This window comes from Oligella sp. HMSC09E12 (assembly GCF_001808505.1).
Classification (GTDB): Bacteria; Pseudomonadota; Gammaproteobacteria; order Burkholderiales; family Burkholderiaceae_B; genus Oligella; species Oligella urethralis.
This window is the reverse complement of record NZ_KV793603.1, coordinates 1-19,483: the sequence shown is the minus strand read 5'-3', so window position 1 is coordinate 19,483 and position 19,483 is coordinate 1. Positions and strand designations below refer to the sequence as shown.

General features: G+C 47.2%; 13 protein-coding genes and 2 pseudogenes. 11 read left to right on the top strand and 4 right to left on the bottom strand.

Annotated elements, in window-relative coordinates:
• Window positions 1-14: 14 nt before the first annotated feature.
• Complete coding sequence (ggt, locus tag HMPREF3179_RS09275) at window positions 15-1,814, bottom strand: gamma-glutamyltransferase (RefSeq protein WP_210398766.1); 1,800 nt, start codon at window positions 1,812-1,814, stop codon at window positions 15-17.
• A 184-nt stretch (window positions 1,815-1,998) separates the two neighbouring features.
• Between ggt and HMPREF3179_RS09270 the strand changes: the two genes are divergently transcribed.
• The 4 genes from HMPREF3179_RS09270 to HMPREF3179_RS09255 are packed head-to-tail and all read left to right on the top strand — an operon-like array spanning window position 1,999 to window position 5,788.
• Window positions 1,999-2,730 carry a metallophosphoesterase family protein gene (locus HMPREF3179_RS09270; protein WP_018027077.1) on the top strand — a complete coding sequence of 244 codons (732 nt, stop codon included), beginning with the start codon at window positions 1,999-2,001 and terminating at the stop codon, window positions 2,728-2,730.
• Window positions 2,731-2,773: 43 nt separating this feature from the next.
• Window positions 2,774-2,980: a heavy-metal-associated domain-containing protein gene (locus HMPREF3179_RS09265; RefSeq protein WP_018027078.1), complete on the top strand. Its 207-nt coding sequence runs from the start codon at window positions 2,774-2,776 to the stop codon at window positions 2,978-2,980.
• 20 nt (window positions 2,981-3,000) lie between these two features.
• Window positions 3,001-3,936 carry a pseudouridine synthase gene (locus tag HMPREF3179_RS09260; protein ID WP_070470871.1) on the top strand — a complete coding sequence of 312 codons (936 nt, stop codon included), beginning with the start codon at window positions 3,001-3,003 and terminating at the stop codon, window positions 3,934-3,936.
• A complete protein-coding gene (locus HMPREF3179_RS09255) occupies window positions 3,929-5,788 on the top strand; it encodes a UvrD-helicase domain-containing protein (protein ID WP_070470869.1) in 1,860 nt (619 codons plus the stop codon). The genes HMPREF3179_RS09260 and HMPREF3179_RS09255 overlap by 8 nt, the downstream gene beginning before the upstream one ends.
• Before the next feature lie 23 nt (window positions 5,789-5,811).
• On the opposite strand, the gene HMPREF3179_RS09250 is transcribed toward HMPREF3179_RS09255, so the two are convergent.
• Both HMPREF3179_RS09250 and HMPREF3179_RS09245 read right to left on the bottom strand, forming a co-directional pair.
• On the bottom strand, window positions 5,812-6,474 hold the full coding sequence (locus HMPREF3179_RS09250) for a hypothetical protein (protein ID WP_070470867.1): 663 nt from the start codon (window positions 6,472-6,474) through the stop codon (window positions 5,812-5,814).
• A gap of 118 nt (window positions 6,475-6,592) precedes the next feature.
• Window positions 6,593-7,366: a ferredoxin--NADP reductase gene (locus HMPREF3179_RS09245; RefSeq protein ID WP_018027082.1), complete on the bottom strand. Its 774-nt coding sequence runs from the start codon at window positions 7,364-7,366 to the stop codon at window positions 6,593-6,595.
• Window positions 7,367-7,532: 166 nt separating this feature from the next.
• On the opposite strand from HMPREF3179_RS09245, the gene HMPREF3179_RS09240 reads away from it, so the two are divergent.
• The 4 genes and pseudogenes from HMPREF3179_RS09240 to HMPREF3179_RS09225 all read left to right on the top strand — a co-directional run bounded on the left by HMPREF3179_RS09240 (window position 7,533) and on the right by HMPREF3179_RS09225 (window position 12,212).
• The gene (locus HMPREF3179_RS09240; protein ID WP_070470865.1) at window positions 7,533-8,744 is read left to right on the top strand and encodes an ABC transporter substrate-binding protein; all 1,212 of its coding nucleotides are present in this window, start codon (window positions 7,533-7,535) and stop codon (window positions 8,742-8,744) included.
• 65 nt (window positions 8,745-8,809) lie between these two features.
• Window positions 8,810-10,670 (top strand): annotated as a pseudogene (locus tag HMPREF3179_RS12020) (ABC transporter permease); the annotation flags it as partial.
• Between the two features lie 207 nt (window positions 10,671-10,877).
• Entirely contained in the window at window positions 10,878-11,525 is a 648-nt protein-coding gene (locus HMPREF3179_RS12530) for an ABC transporter ATP-binding protein (protein ID WP_246824431.1), read from the top strand.
• Window positions 11,526-12,212: an ABC transporter ATP-binding protein gene (locus HMPREF3179_RS09225; RefSeq protein ID WP_018027085.1), complete on the top strand. Its 687-nt coding sequence runs from the start codon at window positions 11,526-11,528 to the stop codon at window positions 12,210-12,212. It begins immediately after the preceding gene.
• Between the two features lie 9 nt (window positions 12,213-12,221).
• Here the strand turns inward: HMPREF3179_RS09225 and HMPREF3179_RS09220 are convergent, their stop codons facing one another.
• Window positions 12,222-13,169, bottom strand: coding sequence for an NUDIX hydrolase (locus HMPREF3179_RS09220; RefSeq protein ID WP_070470860.1), 948 nt, complete (start codon window positions 13,167-13,169; stop codon window positions 12,222-12,224).
• Window positions 13,170-13,321: 152 nt separating this feature from the next.
• Between HMPREF3179_RS09220 and nadA the strand changes: the two genes are divergently transcribed.
• The 3 genes and pseudogenes from nadA to HMPREF3179_RS09205 all read left to right on the top strand — a co-directional run.
• Window positions 13,322-14,491 carry a quinolinate synthase NadA gene (nadA, locus tag HMPREF3179_RS09215; RefSeq protein ID WP_141743466.1) on the top strand — a complete coding sequence of 390 codons (1,170 nt, stop codon included), beginning with the start codon at window positions 13,322-13,324 and terminating at the stop codon, window positions 14,489-14,491.
• Between the two features lie 117 nt (window positions 14,492-14,608).
• Window positions 14,609-16,750 carry a PhoX family protein gene (locus HMPREF3179_RS09210; RefSeq protein WP_070470858.1) on the top strand — a complete coding sequence of 714 codons (2,142 nt, stop codon included), beginning with the start codon at window positions 14,609-14,611 and terminating at the stop codon, window positions 16,748-16,750.
• A 233-nt stretch (window positions 16,751-16,983) separates the two neighbouring features.
• Window positions 16,984-19,483: pseudogene (locus HMPREF3179_RS09205) on the top strand (hypothetical protein); the annotation flags it as partial.

The following is a 19,483-nucleotide window of genomic DNA, read 5'->3' as shown; positions in this document are numbered from 1 at the left end:
CATTTTTCAAATAATTAATAGCCTAAAGCGGCACCGTCCGGATTGCGTGGATCAGAATAACCGTACATGGTACCGTCAATGATTTGAATGGTCTGGGTGCGGCCCATGCTTGGTTTAATACTGACCTTATAGCCTGCGTCTTCGAGTAGTTGAACGGTATCCGGGCTAAAGCCTAGTTCAAGGCGTAACTCATCCGGTAACCATTGGTGATGGAAGCGCGGCGTGTTGGTGGCTGCGGCAGGATTCATGCCGAAATCGACGGCATTGATAATTTGCTGCAATACTGTGGTGATAATACGCGCACCACCGGGGCTGCCAGTCACTAGCCAAGGCTTGCCATCTTTTAACACCATGGTTGGTGACATTGAAGACAGTGGACGTTTATTCGGCTCAATCGCATTGGCTTTACCACCAATAAGGCCAAAGGCATTTGGTACACCGGGTTTTGAGGAGAAGTCATCCATCTCGTTATTCATCAGAATACCGGTGTCGCCCGCCACGATCCCACTACCGAAGTTTAGGTTTAAAGTATAAGTCACGGCAACCGCATTACCCTCTTTATCAACCACTGAGTAATGAGTGGTTTGATCGCTTTCATAAGGTGTTAAGTCGCCCGGTTTGATTTCTTGAGCTGGGGTGATATTGCCTTCGAGGACGGTCTCAGCAATACTTTTGGCATAGTCTTTGCTAGTTAATTGCTTGGTCGGTACCTTGACAAAATCACTGTCACCGAGGTATTCGGAACGATCGGCATAGGCACGCTTCATGGTTTCAGCAATTAAACTGATGGTTTTAGCGCTGTTAACACCGGATTCCTTAATGGGAATATGCTCTAAGGCATTTAGCATTTGTACGATATGAATACCGCCAGAGCTGGGTAGGGGCATGGAAACAATCTCATAACCACGATAGTCACCGCGCACCACCTCACGCTCAACTGCCTCGTAATTTGCTAAATCCTCTTTGGTGATTAAACCGTCATGGGCTTGCTGATCACGCACGATTTCATCGGCAATGGCACCCTTGTAAAAGGCATCAGCACCTTCGTTGGCTATTAATTTTAGGCTGTTAGCGAGGTTCTTTTGTACTAGGGTGTCACCGGTAGTCAAAGGCTCCTCACCTTTAAAAAAGATTGCTTTGGTCGTAGGCCATTTGCCTAGGTTGTCTTTTTCTACTTGCAATAGTTTAGCCATGGTTGGACTGACTTCATAGCCTTTTTCCGCCAGTTCGATGGCTGGCTGCATAACCTCGGCTAATGGCAGTGAGCCCCATTGCTCAAGCGCTTTTGTGAGGCCGGCCACGGTGCCGGGTACGCCAATGGCTTGGTGGGTGTACCATGATTTACGTGGGATAATTTCACCATGCTCATCCTGATACATGGTTTCTGAAGCGGCCGCCGGGGCCTTTTCGCGGAAATCCAAGGCGATGGTTTTGCCGCTTTTAGCATCGTGCACTAACATAAAACCGCCACCGCCAATATTACCGGCATTAGGTAGGCTAACGGCTAAAGAAAAACCGATCGCTACCGCGGCATCTACCGCATTACCCCCTTTTTTGAGTATCTCTAAACCGACTTGGCTGGCTAGATTTTGCTCGGTTGCCACCATACCATTCGTCGCTTCAACCGGATGAAAGACATTCATCTCATAATCATAATGATGGGTGGCGACGGCACTGGTGGGAGCGGTGATTTTAATATTTGCTTCACGGGCAAAGGCCGCTGAAGATAATGCTAAGCTTGTAGCTAATACACTTAGCAGTAGGGCTTTGCCCGGGCGCTTTGTATGAGGTGCTGAGGACCAGAAATTGCTCATGCTGTCTCCTTTGATTTGAGTAAGTCATTATTAATGGTCCGATTTTAATGAGTTTTAGAGACTCGTTCAATGAGGGAAAAAGCGTATTTATTGATAGTCCTAGTGTGTTGGAAGCACTCCTCCTCAAGCGCTATCGATGAGATACGTTATACTTAAGGAATAGAATTGCCTGTGATTTAAATCTATGAAGCATCAAGTCTTGTTTTTCGGTGATCTCCATGGTGGTTTCGATCATTGCTTGCCGATTGTGGAGCAATATCGACCGCAGGCTATCGTGTTGCTTGGTGATTTAGAGTTGGCGGCACCGATGCAGGAAGTATTTCGTGAGGTGCGGCAATTGACCCAGGTCTGGTGGATTCCTGGTAATCATGACACGGACGAAGAGCAGTATTTTGATCATTTGTATCACTCTGAGATGGCCGACTTTAATCTTGACGGTCGTGTGGTGGAGTTGGCCGGTATTCGTATTGCGGGTCTAGGCGGTGTTTTTAGGGGTAAGATCTGGCATCCTGCCGCTGAGTGTTGGAACTACTTTTCGCCCGAGGATTATGTGAGGGATTGTCATCCACGTCAGCTTTGGCGAGGTGGCGTGTCTTTACGTAATCGCAGTTCAATTTTCCCCGAGACCTTTATGGCGCTACGTGCGCAAAAGGCAGATATTTTAGTAACGCATGAGGCGCCGTCCTGTAATCGCTTTGGTTTTGCGGTTATTGATCGCTTAGCTAGGCAGATGGGGGCCTGTGCGGTTTTTCATGGGCATCACCATGATAATTATGACTATAGCCCACATTTTGAGCGTTTAGGTTTTGAGGTCTATTCGGTGGGCTTGCGTGGGGTGACGGCCTTAGACGGCTCGGTGATCCGTCCCGGTGAGGAGGATGGTGTCAATGAGTCGAGGGTCGCTCGGATCGGGTAAAATCACACGCTGGATTGGTGATAATCGTTTTTAGGAGTTGAGGATGCAAGAGCAATTTATTCGGATTGATGGGATGAGCTGCAATCACTGCGTTAAGCATGTAAGTGAGTTGTTAGCTGCGCTTCCCGGCGTGGAGCATGTGGCGGTGAGTCTGGAAAAGGCGGGTGCCACTGTTCAGTCCACGGCTGCGCTGGACTTAGAGGTGGTTCGTACGGCGCTGGATGAGGCTGGCTTCGACTTAGTGGACTAAGCGCTCCTTATTTTAATTTTATGAAAGCACCATTGGCCATGCGGGGTGGCGTGAATCCCAGTCGTTTATACCTACCGCGTGAGGGTCAATGGCAGGATTTGCTGAGCTTTTTGCTCGAGCGCTTTCCCTATATGCCGGCTGAGATCATAGAGGCACGTCTTGCCGCAGGTGAGATTGTTAACGCAGCCGGTGAGCCTTATCATCGTCATAGTGCCTATGTACCCGATAGCTGGCTCTGGTATTATCGTGAGGTACCGGATGAGGTTGAGGTGCCGTTTGAGCTGGATATTCTATATCAGGATAGGCACTTACTGGTGGTGGATAAGCCGCATTTTCTAGCCAGTATTCCCAGTGGTCGTTATTTGCATGAAACGGCCTTGTCGCGTTTACGTAAGCAATTGAATCGACCGGAGATTTCTCCCATTCACCGCTTAGATAGAGAAACGGCGGGGGTGCTTGTGTTTAGTTTAAGAGCAGAGGATCGTGGTGCCTATCAAAGTCTCTTTCAAGGTCGGCATGTGGAGAAGTACTATGAAGCCATTGCTCCAACCGTAGCGACCTTGAATTTTCCTGTCGTGCATCAAAGTCATATCACCAAAAGTCCGCAATACTTCACCATGATTGAGGTGGACAAAGCGCCTAATAGTGAGACCGTGATTGAGTTATTACAGCGTGGCGAGCGCTTCTCGCATTATGGTTTGAAGCCACTAAGTGGTAAAAAGCATCAACTGCGAGTGCATATGAATGCCCTGGGTATGCCAATTTGTCATGATAATTTTTATCCCGTACTGGCACCGGAGCGGGCGGCAGATGATTTTAGCAATCCGCTACAGCTTTTGGCGCGAGCGATTGGGTTTAGGGACCCGATCACGGGTGCAGCGCATTTTTTTGAAAGTCAGCGAAACTTAGATTTACTTGCGCTTATCCATGAAAGGCAAGATGTGAACCATGAGTGATGTATCTTTTTTCGTACAGCAAAATAAGCGCGCAATCCTAATTGAAGGTGTGGCCGGTAGTGGTAAATCCACCTTACTGGCTAAGCAGATGCTGTTGCATCGAGATGAAGCCGGTAAGCGTTTGATGCTGAGCTTTAGTCGCGCTGGGGCTGAGGTGCTGAGAGAGTATACCGGTCAGATGGGTTTAGTGCTAAACGATGAGAATAAGATTAGCACGATTGATGCCTTAGCCATGGAGGCCTTGCATGAACTGGGCGATGAGCGTAGCTTACTCAGTTCGTATGAGGTTGTGGAGCGGATTTTGCCGGATTTGGTCGAAGCGGTCTGCGATGAGTTTGAGGTGATGGACTTTTATGCGCCTCAATTAAGTGAGCAAGATATGTGGTTGCTGTTAGAGGACTTGGATTATTTTCGGGCCAGTCTGGCATACAAAGCGAGTACCTTTGAAGAGCAGCAGGAGATTTGCGGGGATCGACTGAATTTTGATTTGCGTTTGGTTGCCGCTTGCTTTGAGCGTTATGAGGAATTGCGTTGGACTTGGTATCGTCGAAGTGAGGCGAGCTTAAGCGGTTATAGAGAGCGGGAAGGCTTTCGGCGAGCGTCTGAAGCGGTCAGTGATTTATATCATCATGATTACTTTGAGCAGAGTAAGACTTTGCGTGCTTATCGCTTTATTTTTATCGATGAGTTTCATGATGTCTCGCCCTTACAGCTAGCGTTTATTCAAAGCATGATTGGCAGTGATAGCTTTGTGATGGCGGTTGGTGATCGCGCTCAAAACGTCTTTGCTTGGCGTGGTGCAGATACGGAGCTCGTCTTTAATCAGTTTGTTGAGACGTATCAAGCCGGGGTGGTGACGCAAAATTTTAGTTATCGTTTTGATGAGGGCATTGCTGATTTGGCGTCCAAAGCGAGCGGCAAGCGTATTGAGGCAGCCGCTAAACCAGCAGTTCAGATAGACTATCGGGCGAAGCATGTTTTTCCGGAGTTGTTAAGTAAGCCACGTAACCGGGTCGCATTAATTGCACAAAATCAACTGCAACTGATGAAAGCAGCTTGGCAAATTTGGATGCATACGCGTGGCGCCTATCGCTTCAGTTATCGTTTGTCGCAACTGCATGTGGTGAGTTTGGTAAATGTGCTGTATGCCTTAAAGACTGCGGAGTCTCCTTTGCGCACGGTGCTTAGTGAGCAAGCAGAGAGTGCGTTTGAGCCAGGGTTTAATCTAGCAGCAGCACCACAGATTGCAATGAGTGCAGCAAAAAAAGCATTTTCCTATGATGTAAAGCGTTTTTATCAAGGCGCCTACTGTTTACTTAGTGCGGAGGCCAAGGCTGAAGTTATTAAGGCCGCGGATCCGAAGAGTTTTCAAAGTTATACATTCATGCATTTATCGCGTAGCGAGGGGGATCCGGTTTTTAGTGAGGCCATGATTATGGCCCTGAGAGGTATTTTAAAAAGTAGTATGCAGCAGCCGCTAGCGCCATTATTAAATGACTTTGCTGAGCAAGCGGGATTATTTAGAATGATTGAATCGGCAGGCCTCTCGTCGGAATATCATTTTAGTTCGTGGCAAATCTTATTGCGCATCCTTCATTCCTTAGGCACGAGTTTTGAGACGTGGCCGCAGATCAGTCAATCCCTATATCGCGCTTGGAATGATCGTTCTGGTTTGCAATGCTTGACCGTGGCACAAGCCAAGGGTAAAGAGTTTGAACATGTGGTGCTGTATAGTGCGGATGAACATAGCTTTTTACCTAGAAAAGCCGGCGTAGAGAGTGCACAAAATGAGTTCTATGTGGGTTTAACCCGGGTGAAAAAGCATTTACAGTTCTGGCAAAGCTATTTTTAGCGCATAAAAAAATGGCAAGGTATTTAATGACTTTGCTGTTTGAAATAATCCGCCGGCATCATATCCTGCATAATGTAGTCCGCTAATACCTGATCGCAGCCGCTATTAAAGGCTAATTGCGCAAGTACGGTATGACCATCTAAAGGATTGACAGCGGTGACGCTTTCAAAGGAGCTCAGGCGTAGCTTTAAATGTTGTCTTAGCCGCTCTGCAAAATCTTCATAAATATTAGGAAGACTCAGGCTGAGTTCACAATGTTGAGGCGATGATTCTGTTGCTGTGCTTTGCGTCTCGAAGGTGTGATTATGCTTAAGAAATGGCTCCCTCACATGGTCGGGATATAGCTCATATAACAAAAAATAATTAAAGACGGTAGGACATTTTTTCTCAAATCCGAAGCTCACTGCATGGTCGTAGATGCCCTTGCGCGAGCCGCCTATCGCCTCGCTAGGGAGTGGGAAAAATAAGATGCTTTGCCAAGTGAGGTAGTTAACTTTGGAGTTATTGTCACCGGTCTCATTAACTAAAATAGGAATTTCAATCTCACAAAGTGCTTCATAGGGCTGATATAGTGATTCATCCCAACGATCCGCTTGTGTTTGAAGTGGAAAATAACGATAAACAAAGAAAGCCGCAGTAAGTAATAGCACAAACAGCAAGAAAATAACAATACGCTTCGTCTTCATCGTAATTAGCCGTAGAATGTGTTCTTTCTATAAGTAGCCTAGTAGACTCTTGGAAAGCTATTTTTAGCGCATAAAAAAATGGCAAGGTATTTAATGCTACCTTGCCATGTCTTATAAATTACTGTTCAGCAAATGCTCGCTCAATCACGAAATCGCCGGGTGTTGAGGTATTACCCTCAACAAAGCCACGTGCTTCAACCATGGCTTTAAGATCACGTAACATATCCGGGCTACCGCAAATCATCACGCGGTCTTCTGCTGGGTTAAGCGGTGGTACGCCTAAATCCTCAAATAACTTGCCCGTCTCAATATGCTGGGTGATGCGACCGCGGTTAACAAAATCCTCGCGCGTCACTGTCGGGTAGTATTTAAGCTGATTAGTGACCATTTCACCTAAATACTCATGATTTTTGAGATCCTTAGTGAATAAATCGTAATAGGCTAATTCAGCCACAGTACGTACGCCGTGTACTAAGATCACCTCATCGTATTTTTCATAGGTCTCAGGGTCACGCGTAATACTCAAGAACGGCGCTAAACCAGTACCAGTAGACAGTAGATATAGGCGCTTACCAGGTAGTAAATAATCGAGCACTAGGGTGCCGGTAGGCTTACGGCCGATGATAATACTATCGCCGACCTTGATATGCTGTAAGCGAGAGGTTAATGGACCATTAGGCACTTTAATACTTAAAAACTCTAAGTGATCCTCGTAATTCGCACTAGCCACACTATAGGCACGTAAAAGCGGTTTGCCATCAACCGGTAAACCAATCATAATAAAATGACCATTTTTAAAACGTAGCGCCTCATCACGGGTGGTGGTAAAGCTGAATAAGGTATCGGTCCAATGGTGAACACTAAGTACCTTACCTTCTAAAAAAGCTGACATATTGTGAATTCCGTATTGTGAAGATTATGCTTTATTAAAAACAATGGACTTAATTGATAGCTGCCAGTGTTTAAAATAAATACAGTAATCTATAGATTAGTTCTTTATAATACAATCTTGGTTTTAAACGTTTAGATTTTAAATCATTTATTAGAGGTAGTAAACGATGGCCCGTCTCTCAAATTTATTTAAAGGCGCCGTACTCAGTCTTTTTTTGTTCAATGCACCGATGGCTGTTGCTAAGGAGGTTATTCGGGTTGGTGAGATTAATAGTTATAAAACCATTCCCTCCTTTTTAGAGCCCTATAAAAAGGGCATTGAGTTGGCCGTGCATGAGGTAAATGCAGCGGGCGGTTTGCTTGGCGGTAAGCAGTTGGAAGTGATTATCCGTGATGATGGTGGTAGTCCTGGTGCCGCCGTGCGTGAAGCACAAAATCTCTTAAGTCGTGATCGGGTCGATCTGTTGTCAGGCAGCTTTTTATCGCATATCGCCTTAGCTTTAGCTGATTTTGCACGGCAGCGTCAGGTTTTCTTTCTGGCAGGTGAGCCCTTAAGCGATAAAATGACCTGGGGTAATGGCAATCGTTATACCTTCCGCTTACGTGATTCCACCTACATGAAAACACGTATGCTAGTACCCACAGCCTTGGAATTTAAGAAAAAGCGTTGGGCTCTGATTTATCCTAACTACGAATATGGTCAGTCAGCGATCGAGACCTTTAAGGCCGAGATGCGTAAGCATCAGCCCGATATTGAGTTTGTTTTAGAACAGGCCGTGCCTTTAAATAAAATTGATGCCGGTAGTGTGGTTCAAGCCCTAGCGGATTCCGGTGCCGAGGCGCTCTTTAACGTGCTTTTTAGTACGGATTTGACGAAGTTTGTGCGTGCCGGTCAAACGCGCAAGGTATTTGATAATCTGCCCACCGTCAGTATGTTGAGTGGGGAGCCCGAGTATTTAGATACCTTGGGCAAGGATACGCCAGTGGGTTGGTTTGTCACAGGTTACCCGTGGTATGCCATTGATACCCCCGAGCATGATGCCTTTTTAAAAGCGTATCAGGCGCGATTCAATGACTATCCTCGTTTGGGTTCTATCGTCGGTTATATGATGGTGCAATCGCTTGCTGCCGGTATTGAAAAGGCTGGCTCCACCGAGACCGAGGACTTAATTGCTGCTTTCAAAGGGCTTGAGCATATGTCACCGCTCGGGCCAATTTATTATCGACCGCAGGATCATCAATCGACCATGGGCGCTTATGTGGGTACCTTGGATGTCAAGGACGGTGTAGGCGTGATGACGAATATTCAGTATGTAGACGGCAAGGATGTGCAACCTACGGATGAAGAGGTCGCCGCATTACGTCCCACACGCGATTAGTTAATGTGACTAAGTCGGCCTCAGGCAATTAGCAACAGAGGCCGATTTTATTTTAGAAGTGCACCATGGAAGCGTTATTAATTCAGCTGCTTAACGGTTTAGCGAGTACCTCCAGCCTCTTTTTAGCAGCCTTAGGTCTGACCATTATTTTCGGTGTTTGCCGTGTGGTGAACTTTGCCCACGGCTCTTTTTATATGTTGGGACTGTATCTTGCTTACAGTTTTAGCATGCGTTGGGGCACCGAGTCGGTATTGGGTTTTTGGGGCAGTATTGTTGTCGCAGCTGTGATTGTGGCGGTCTTGGCTGCATTCATTGAGATATTGGTATTGCGTCGTATTTATAAGGCGCCGGAGCTGTTTCAATTACTAGCGACCTTTGCCATTTTATTGATTATCAGTGATGTTGTACTGTGGCAATGGGGGCCAGAGGATTTACTTGGTCCTAAAGCACCCGGGCTAGAGGGGGCGATAAGCATATTAAATCGTTCCTTTCCCGAATACGATGTATTGTTAATTTTGTTGGGGCCAGCGATTTTGTTGGCAGTCTGGGCCTTATTGCGCTTTACACGTTTTGGTCTGTATGTGCGGGCCGCTACCCATGATCGGGAAATGTTAGCTGCGCTGGGGGTTAATCAAGCGTGGCTCTTTACAGCGGTATTTGCCTTGGGTAGTTTTATTGCTGCCCTGGCCGCAGGCTTGGAATTACCGCGTGAACCGGCGAGTTTAAGCATTGATTTAAATTTAATCGGCGATGTGTTTGCGGTGGTGGTGATTGGTGGCATGGGTTCAATACCGGGCGCCTTTTTAGCCGCCTTATTGATATCTGAAATTAAGGCTATTTGTATCTTCTTAGGTTCACAGACGCTCTTTGGTGTGACGGTAGAATTTAGTCAACTGACCTTAGTGATGCAGTTTGTGTTGATGGCCTTGGTGCTGATTTTCCGCCCTTGGGGGCTGCTCGGTAAGCCACAACAAAGTCTGCCGCGCGCCTTACATAGTGAGCCACCGCTGAATCAAGGTTCTACCCTATTATCGGCTTGGCGCTTTAGCAATGTTTGTGCTGTTGGCTACTTTCCCTGCCTTGGCACAGCAATGGCCGTATTTAATGCTGATTATGCAAGACGGCTTAATTATGATGCTGTTTGCCAGTAGTTTATATTTTATTGCCGGGCCAGCAGGTATGGTGTCGTTCGGACATGCGGCCTACTTTGGTGTGGGGGCGTATACAGCGGCGCTGTTAGTGACGCAACTCGCTTGGCCAATGTGGCTAGTGATGTTGCTCGCACCTTTGGGCGGACTGGTGGCGGCGATGATTTTCGGTTGGTTTAGTGTACGCTTAACAGGTATTTATATGGCCATGCTGACTTTGGCGTTTGCACAGTTTATTTGGTCGGTGATTTTCCAATGGGATGGTTTTACCGGCGGCTCCAATGGGCTGATCGGAATTTGGCCAGAAGGGGTATTGGCTGAGCCACGTTATTACTACTACTTTAGCTTGGTGGTGGTGGCGATTTCATTATTGCTGATTCGGCGCTTGATTTTTACGCCCTTTGGCTATGCCATGCGTGCTAGTAGAGATGCGCCGCTACGGGCGCAGGCGATCGGTATTCCGATTAAGCGAGTACAATGGCAGGCTTTTATTGTGGCGGGCTTTTTTGCTGGTATCAGTGGGGTGTTATTTGTTTATGCCAAAGGGAGTATCTCGCCAGATGAGCTGAGTGTGGGGCGTTCGGTTGATGGCTTGGTGATGGTCTTATTAGGCGGGATTCAGGCCATTAGTGGTCCGGTCGTCGGTGCTGTGAGCTATGTGGTGTTGCATGACTGGGTCAGTTTATTTAGCGAGTACTGGAAGGCCTTATTAGGGGTCATTATCTTATTTTTGGTGTTGCTATTACCCGGCGGTTTGGTGAGTATTAAACATCGCTTCAGCTTTGCGCCTAAGCGCACGGTGCCACCTGGATCTCAGCCCTTACAGTCAGTGGCGACAAGTGGCAGTGAGGTGCTAGAGGCGACGGTTCCAAGTAGCGAGCGTGCTGTGACTGGAGAGCTTATTCTGCAGGTCAAGGATATTGCTAAGCGTTATGGTGCATTTTGGGCGGTAAACGATACCTCCTTTGATATTAAGCGCGGTGAAATGCTCGCCTTAATTGGTCCTAATGGCGCCGGTAAATCGACGATTTTTAATATGGTGGGTGGTCAGTTAGCGCCGAGTAATGGTGAGATTTATTTTAAAGGGCAGTCACTCAAGGGCTTAGATGCCGCCGGTATCTGGTCTAAAGGCATTGGTCGGACCTTTCAAATTGCGACCGTGTTTCATTCGATGAGCGTCTTGGAAAATATGCAGGTTGCCTTAAATCAAGCGCGCCGTCAGGGTGTTAGCAGTCCTGAGGCTGAAGACATGCTCGCTCAGGTGGGGCTGGAGCATGTCGCCCATCGTTTAGCCAGTGAGTTAGCTTATGGTGATGTGAAGCGTCTGGAATTGGGCATGGCATTAGCGCATCAACCGGCACTGTTGTTGATGGATGAGCCGACGGCGGGAATGGCGCCCGGCGAGCGTCATTTGCTGATGCGCTTAGTCAAATCCCTCTCCTTGCAGCGACACATGGCGGTCTTATTTACCGAGCACAGTGTGGATGTGGTTTTTAACTATGCCGATCGCATTTTAGTCTTGGCTGAAGGGCGTTTAATTGCCGAAGGAACGGCAGCTGACATTGCTGAAAATGAGCAAGTACGTGCCGTGTATTTAGGTCAGCGTGTGCTGTCAACAGAGGCGGGGGTTTAAATGCAAAGTTCAGCTAGCTTATTGAGTGTTAAGCAACTTTCTGCTTGGTATGGTCGTGCTAGAGCGCTGTTTGATCTGAATTTAGAGCTAAAAAAAGGTGAGGTGGTGGCATTGATGGGCGTCAATGGGGCGGGTAAATCTACCACGCTCAAAGCCATTATGAATCTACTGGATCATAAAGCGGGTCAGGTGCTGTTTAATGGTCAGGATATTAGCAAATTGCCAGTCTATAAAATCGCCCGTGCCGGCTTAGGTTTTGTACCAGAGGATCGGCGTATATTTACTGAATTGACGGTTAAGGAAAATCTACAGACTGGGCGTCAGCCTGCGCGTTATTGGCCTGACGGTGAGCCAGTGTATTATTGGAACGAAGAGGCTATATATCAGTTTTTTCCAAATCTTGGCAAGATGATTGACCGCCCGGGCGGTAAGATGAGTGGGGGCGAACAACAAATGTTGAGTGTGGCCCGCAGTTTGATGGGTAATCCCTTGATGTTGCTATTGGATGAGCCCTCTGAGGGGGTGGCACCGGTGATCGTTGATCAAATGATTGAGATGATTATGCAGCTAAAGCAAAAGGGCATCAGCATGTTGATTTCTGAACAAAACCACCATCTGGCTAAGCAGGTCGCCGATCGTTATTACACCCTGAGCATGGGTGAGATTGTTGATGCAGGGCGGATGTAGTACAAATCGCTAGCGGCTGAGAGGGAGCTTGTTGCCGGATAAAATGCTTTCTAAGAGCACGGTATCTTTGAAGCGATAGCGTTGAGCGGGGCGACCGCGACCCAGCACAATGCTTTGGCCGGTGGCTTCTAGTAGCTCCTGATGCTGTATTAGGCGGCGGAAGTTTTGCTTATGCAGCTCCATACCTGCTAGCGTCTCGATGCATTCTTGCAGTTGCAACAGGGTAAACTCCCGTGGCATTAATTCAAAGATCACCGGTCGATACTTGATTTTAGCGCGCAGCCGGGAAATGGCGGTGGCCAAGACGCGCCGGTGGTCATGCTTCATAAACCGGCCGACCGATGCGGCAGCGAGCGGCTGCTCTCGGTAGGGGGACTCCGGTATTAGGCCCACTTCATACATTAACTCGTAGCGCGATAGCACCTGCTCATCTAACCACGCATTGCCATTTAAGCCCCAACACATGGCGACTCGAGCTTGACGTTGCTGTCTGCTCTGCTCATCTGTCGCAGCCTCAATCCATGCCTGAAAGCGAGGGATAAACAGCTCATCAATCATGGCAGGTCGGCCTTGGCGATGATCCTCCCATGGGAAGTAAAGATACCAATCAAGCCACTTGGCTTGGCTTTGTAGCAAGGACTCCGCTGCTTCACGTACCAGTCCTAAATAGCTGATATAAATTACCGGATGACCAGAAGCACGGCTACGCGTGGTATCGACAAAGGTGTAAAGCTGCTCCACGTAGCCCATGGGTTGTCGTGTCTGCTCCTGCACCCACGCTCTAACACCACTTTGCAAGGAGCGATGTACTGGCGTAAAGGGACCATAGGGCAAGGCGCAACCACTATCGACGGTAAGTACCCTCGCACTTAACTCAGTGACTGCCACTAAGACTGCCACCACTTCCGCTACCCCTTCAGGGGTATTTGCCGTAGAAAAATCAGTTCCGGATTCCATCAGTCCTTCCTTTAGAGATGTTGATTAGTTTAACAGAAGGGCTTTAGGGCAAATGCTTGGAAAAATACACAAAAATAAATAAGGCTTTGCATATTATGCTCAAATTGAGCATAATATGTGGCTAGTGATGATATTGAATTAAAGGAGTATCTGTGAGCGTATTATCGACTTGTAGCGCTGGTGGCGCGGAAATTGCCATCCCGATTGATGTGCCAGCGACGGCGACCGAGGCCAGTGCTGGTTATACCGTGAAGGAGGCTTGGGCACGGGTACCAGAGCCATTATCTAAGGAGCTAATGGAGGCGCATAAGCAAGCCATTATTAAGCAATTAAGAGCGCAAAATGCCGCCTTAGTCGCGCATTACTACGTGGCTCCGGAGCTACAGGACTTGGCGCTGGAGACCGGTGGCTGTGTGGGTGATTCGTTGGAAATGGCTCGTATCGGGCGTGAGCATCCGGCCAGCACCTTAATTGTGGCGGGGGTGAGATTTATGGGGGAAACCGCCAAAATTTTGAGTCCGGATAAGCGTGTTTTGATGCCAGATTTGGAGGCTAACTGCTCTTTGGATTTAGGCTGTCCGCCGGATGAATTCAGTGCCTTTTGTGATGCACACCCTGGGCGTACGGTGGTGGTATACGCTAATACTAGCGCTGAGGTGAAGGCGCGAGCCGATTGGGTCGTGACCTCCTCAATTGCGCTTGAAATCGTGACGTATTTACATCAGCAAGGCAAAAAAATTCTCTGGGGACCGGATCGTCACCTTGGGCGCTATATTCAACAAGAGACCGGTGCGGATATGCTGATGTGGCAGGGCGCTTGTACTGTGCATAATGAATTTAAAGCGCAGGAATTATTGGCGCTTAAACAGCAATATCCTGAGGCAAAGGTATTGGTACACCCAGAGTCTAATGCTGAGGTAATTGCACTCGCTGATGTGGTGGGCTCAACCAGTCGTTTAATTCAGGCAGTGACGGCATTAGATGCGCCGACGTATATTGTGGCAACGGATCAGGGTATTCTGCATGCGATGCGCCAACAAGCGCCAGATAAAAGCTTTATTGCTGCGCCGACCGCTGGCACGAGTGCTACTTGTAAGAGCTGTGCTTTTTGTCCATGGATGGCGATGAATGATTTAGTGGGCATACGTCATTGTTTAGAAGCAGGGAGCGGCGAAATTCATTTAGATCCTCACTTAGCTGCGGCGGCCGCTAAACCCATTGATCGCATGCTGGATTTTGCAGCGGCTTATAAAAAACAGATTCGTGCCAGTGGTGATTTGAGTCAGGATATGCATTTGTTTGCTAAGGTCGGTCCAGCATAAGGGGCTCCTGAGTGGCGTTTGTCTAACACTCGGGCTTAGCCTAGCATTGAGTCATAAAACAGCAATAATCTTGTGTGAGAATACCGCTATTTGTTCATTCTTTAGACAGGTATTGCCATGAAGGATTTTGACTTAGATGATATCGCCGCTAACCCGGTAGAAACAACGCCATTTCACGACTTAGTGGTTGCCGCACAATCACGTCGTAATTTTTTAAAAGCCGGTTTAGGTCTTGGCGCCATCGGCTTTTTTGGTTTGGGTTTAAATCCCTTTACTAATGCACAGGCAGCAGAGGGTGTGAGTGCCTCTCAGGGTGCCGCATTAGCCAAATTTAATCCTGAGGAGCTGAAAGCCTTTGCAGGTTTGGAAGCGAATGGCTTGGATACGATCACCTTACCTGAGGGCTATAAGTATGCGGTAATTAATCGTTGGGGTGATAAATTACATAGTGACTCACCAGAATTCCGCGGTGATGCCTCTGATAGCGGCGATGATCAGTTAAAGCAAATCGGCTTTAACCACGACGGCTTGCACTTCTTCCCGATCGATTCAAAAGACAGTGTCAGCGGTAGTAGCGTGGAAGGCTTATTAGTGACCAACCACGAGTATGTGACCCCGCACTATTTCTATCCTAAGGGCGTGGTTCCCGGCGGTGAGGGTTGGAATGCGGATTGGGTGCGTAAATCACAGCACGCTCAAGGCGCTTCAGTGGTTCATGTACGTTTAAATGATAAGGGCTTATGGGAACCAGTACTAGACTCTAAATACAACCGCAATATTAATGCCAACACCTTAATGCAATTAGTGGGTGCGGCAGCTGGCACCGATTTAGTGCGTACCAATAAGGACGGCAGTGGTCGTGAGGTGTACGGTACCTTCGGTAATTGTGGTAATGGCTATACCTTCTGGAATACTTACTTAACCTGTGAGGAAAACTTCACCGATTATTTCGGTGTGGGTAATAAAAACGCCGACGAGGTTGAGTACAGTGCCTTTTTAAATGATAAACAAACCGCTTTATTACAGCGCTATAAGGGTTCAAGCAAAAGCTCTGATGAGGGTTATCGTTGGGATACCCATGACGAGCGTTTTGACTGGACAGTCGAGCCGAACGAAGTGAATCGCTTTGGTTGGGTGGTAGAAATTGATCCCTTTGATCCGGAATCAAAGCCTAAAAAACTGACTGCCTTAGGTCGCTTTAAGCATGAAAATGCTGCCATTACGCTAGCACCGGATAATCGTGTGGTTGTTTATATGGGTGATGATCAGCGTAGTGAGTATATTTATAAATTTATCTCTAGCGGCAAGTTTGATCCGAATAACGACAAAGCTAACCGTGAGCTATTGCATGAGGGTACGCTTTACGTCGCCGTATTCAGTGATAATGAAGCCAGTGAGGGCTATATGGGTACCGGTAAATGGGTGCCGTTAGTATTGGAGACGGCAACCGTTGACGGTGGTCGTTTGGCTGATTTATTTGCGGATATGGGTGAGTTATTGGTGCATACGCGTCAAGCGGCCGATGCGGTCGGCGCCACACCGATGGATCGCCCAGAGTGGGTGGCCGTGCATCCACATAGCAAAGAGGTATTTGTGACCTTAACGAATAACTCTAACCGTGGTAGTGATAAAGCACGTTATCCAGGTGGTCCTAAGCACCCCGGTATTTACGGTCCTAATCCGCGCAATAAAAATAGCTATGGTCAGATTGTACGCTGGCGTGAAGCAGCGAATGATGCCACGGCTGATAGCTTTGAGTGGGATGTCTTTGTCCTAGCCGGTAACCCAAATATTCATCAGGATGATAAAGCGGGTTCGAGCAATATCGATAAGCGCAATACCTTTAATAGTCCCGATGGCTTAGCGGTGGATCCGCGTGGTTTATTATGGATTTTGACCGATGGTAATTACTCTAATCAGGGAGAGTATGAAGGTCAGGGTAATAACAGCATGTTGGTAGCGGATCCCGAAAGTAAAGTGCTACGTCGCTTTATGGTGGGTCCACGCGGCTGTGAGGTCACCGGCATTACTTGGACGCCTGATATGAAGTATATCTTTGTTAATATCCAGCACCCAGGCGAAGGGCCGATGCTTAAAGAGGCGCAAAATAGCACCAAGACACCAACGGTTGAAGAAGCGCAGAATAACCCAACCGGTTCCTCTACTTGGCCTGACGGCGACCAAGCAACCCGCCCTCGTCCTGCCACGGTCGTGATTTGGCGCGAAGACGGTAATGTTGTAGGTAGTTTCCCAGCCTAAGTTTTTAAAGGGTAAGCTAAAAAAATGACTGATAGTTGCTGATGCGCTATCAGTCATTTTGTTTGGTGCTACTTGCCATCAATCGTCTGTAAGTATCGATGGCTGGATCGCTGTGATGCTTATTCCTATTAGCTCCGGCTGTTGCTAATTACCTACGTTTTACCCCCCCCTTAGGTAGTGCTGGTTTTAGTGGTAAAATCAAGTTTGGATTTATCATCACTAGGTACAGTTCAATGAAAGACAATATGAAAAGCTTGCAAAAAAGGGTGCTAATTGCAAAAAAGGGTGCTAACCATGAGCGTCACTCTTTAGATAAGAATAAGAAGAATTTGCAAGGCGTTGTAGTGGGTACTGCCCTGCTAATCGGGGGAGGGTTGACACTAAGTGCGCAGGCTAATAACGTACCAGATGGTACAAATCCTGTTGTTAGGTACTATGCTTTATATAAGATGGGCCAATCTACGTATCAACTGCGTGAAGTGATAAAAAAAGCAGACGGTACTTATGTTTTTATGAACGACCCTGATCGCTCCGTGCCTGAAAATCAAGTGCTTGCAACTTATGAGCAGCGTTATATTAGTATCAAGAGTCCTTCGGCGGGCGCTGGCGATGGTAATTATGATAATAAAGGCGCCAAAGGTGCTGGGGATATTGCTATCGGTGTGGGTGCTTATGCGGATTCCGTCTATAAAGAAGGTAAAAGCACAGGTGGCACAATGGCCATCGGTTCTAATGCCAAAACAGACAAACCGAATAGTGTGGTCATTGGGCACCATGCACAGGATATGAAACTGACCCTAGCTGATGGCAGCAAACTGCCAAGTGCTGGGGGTTCTGTGGTGATAGGAGAAAGGGCTGGCGAAATAACAGAGGACTTTAGTAAGTTTGACGAACGGGCTAAAGAATATCAACAATATGGGGTGAAAGCAAAAAACGACCCATTTGAAAAGGGTTTTAGGGCTATAGAAACCCCCGGTGGTGGTCGTCCACTTGCTATTGAAGGGAATGTGTTTACCGGAAGAGAGGCGGGGATAGATGCCTTTACTACTCAGAGTGTGTTGGTTGGGACAGGCTCAGGTAAAAAGCTTTTTGGTTATTCCAATACCATGCTAGGTGCATTTAGCGCTACTAATCTGCGTGGTGACTATAATACAGGTGTTGGTTATTATGCGGCAGATAAATTAAAAGGTAATGACAATATTGCCCTTGGGCGTCAGTCGGGGCAAGAATTGGCTGGTGATAATAATCTATCGGGCGGTACAGAAGCAGGGAGAGAATTAAAAGGTAATAATAATATTTCCCTTGGGCATTTCTCGGGCAATAAATTAGAAGGTAATCATAACCTTTCTAGCGGTACAGAATCAGGGAAAGAATTAAAAGGTAATAATAATATTTCCCTTGGGCATTTCTCGGGCAATAAATTAGAAGGTAATCATAACCTTTCTAGCGGTACAATCGCGGGGCAAAACTCAAAAGGTGATTACAATATTTCGCTAGGATACGCCTCAGGAGTGGAGTTAGAAAAAAACTATAACGTATCCGTCGGCTATGCCTCAGGGAACAAGTTAAAGGGTGAGGCTAATGTGTCGAGCGGGGTGGCTTCTGGACTAGGTCTGAAGGGAGACCATAATATCTCAAGTGGTACAAACGCAGCACGTGACCTAAAAGGTAATAATAATATTTCCTTCGGATACAGTTCGGGCAATGAATTAGATGGTGACGGTAATATTTCGAGCGGAGAAGGTTCAGCACAAAAATTAAAAGGTAGCAATAATATTTCCCTTGGTAGGCTATCAGGGTCACGGTCAGAAGGCAGCGATAATATTTCTCTAGGAAATAAAGCCGGATATAATGTTCCAGGCAATAAAAATATTGTCATTGGTAATAACACTAATTCTTTCGAACGAAGACCACGTGATATGAGAAATCGAGCTATCGAGGGAGTTATTGCTATCGGTAATGACTCAGAAGTGAGGGGCAATAATTCGGCGTCTATTGGTAATGAAAACAAAGTTCTTCAAGGTGTTACTAACACCTTTGTGCTTGGTAGTGAGGTTGTAGCTGACGTTGAGAACTCCGTTTATTTGGGTCATCAGTCCGTAGTTGGGTATGGCGATGCAATAGGAGCACCGAATTGGACAGCAGATGGTGTAGAGGGAGATACCACAACAGCCGGTAACGAAGGCAAAGTAGACAAAGCTATATTTACAGTAAATGGTGAAGAGAAAGAGCAACTATTCACTTTTGCTGGAGCGAAAGCTTCTGGGGCAGTGAGTGTTGGTTATAGTGGCGGTGAGCGTCGACTCCAAAACCTAGCTGCCGGTGAGATTTCGGCTACTTCCACAGATGCTATTAACGGCAGTCAACTATTTGCAGTTGCAAGTGAAGTCTACAAAGGTCTTAACTTTGATGCCAACACGGGTGGTGTTCAAACGTCTAAGCTAGGTTCTACCGTGACGATTAAAGGCGCTGATGAGAATACAGATGCGTCTAAGTTCGATGCGGGTAAGAACCTCATGACTTCTATTGAGAAGCAGGGTGAGGATAGTGTCGTTCGTATTGCCTTAGCGAAAGATCTTGACATTGATAGTGTCAAAGCCGGTGAGACGTTACTGAATAACGATGGTCTAAGCGTCGGTGATAAGGTAAAAGTGAGCAACACAGGCATTACCGCCGGTGATGTTAGTCTAACCACCGAAGGCATTAATGCGGGTAATACGAAGATCAAGAACG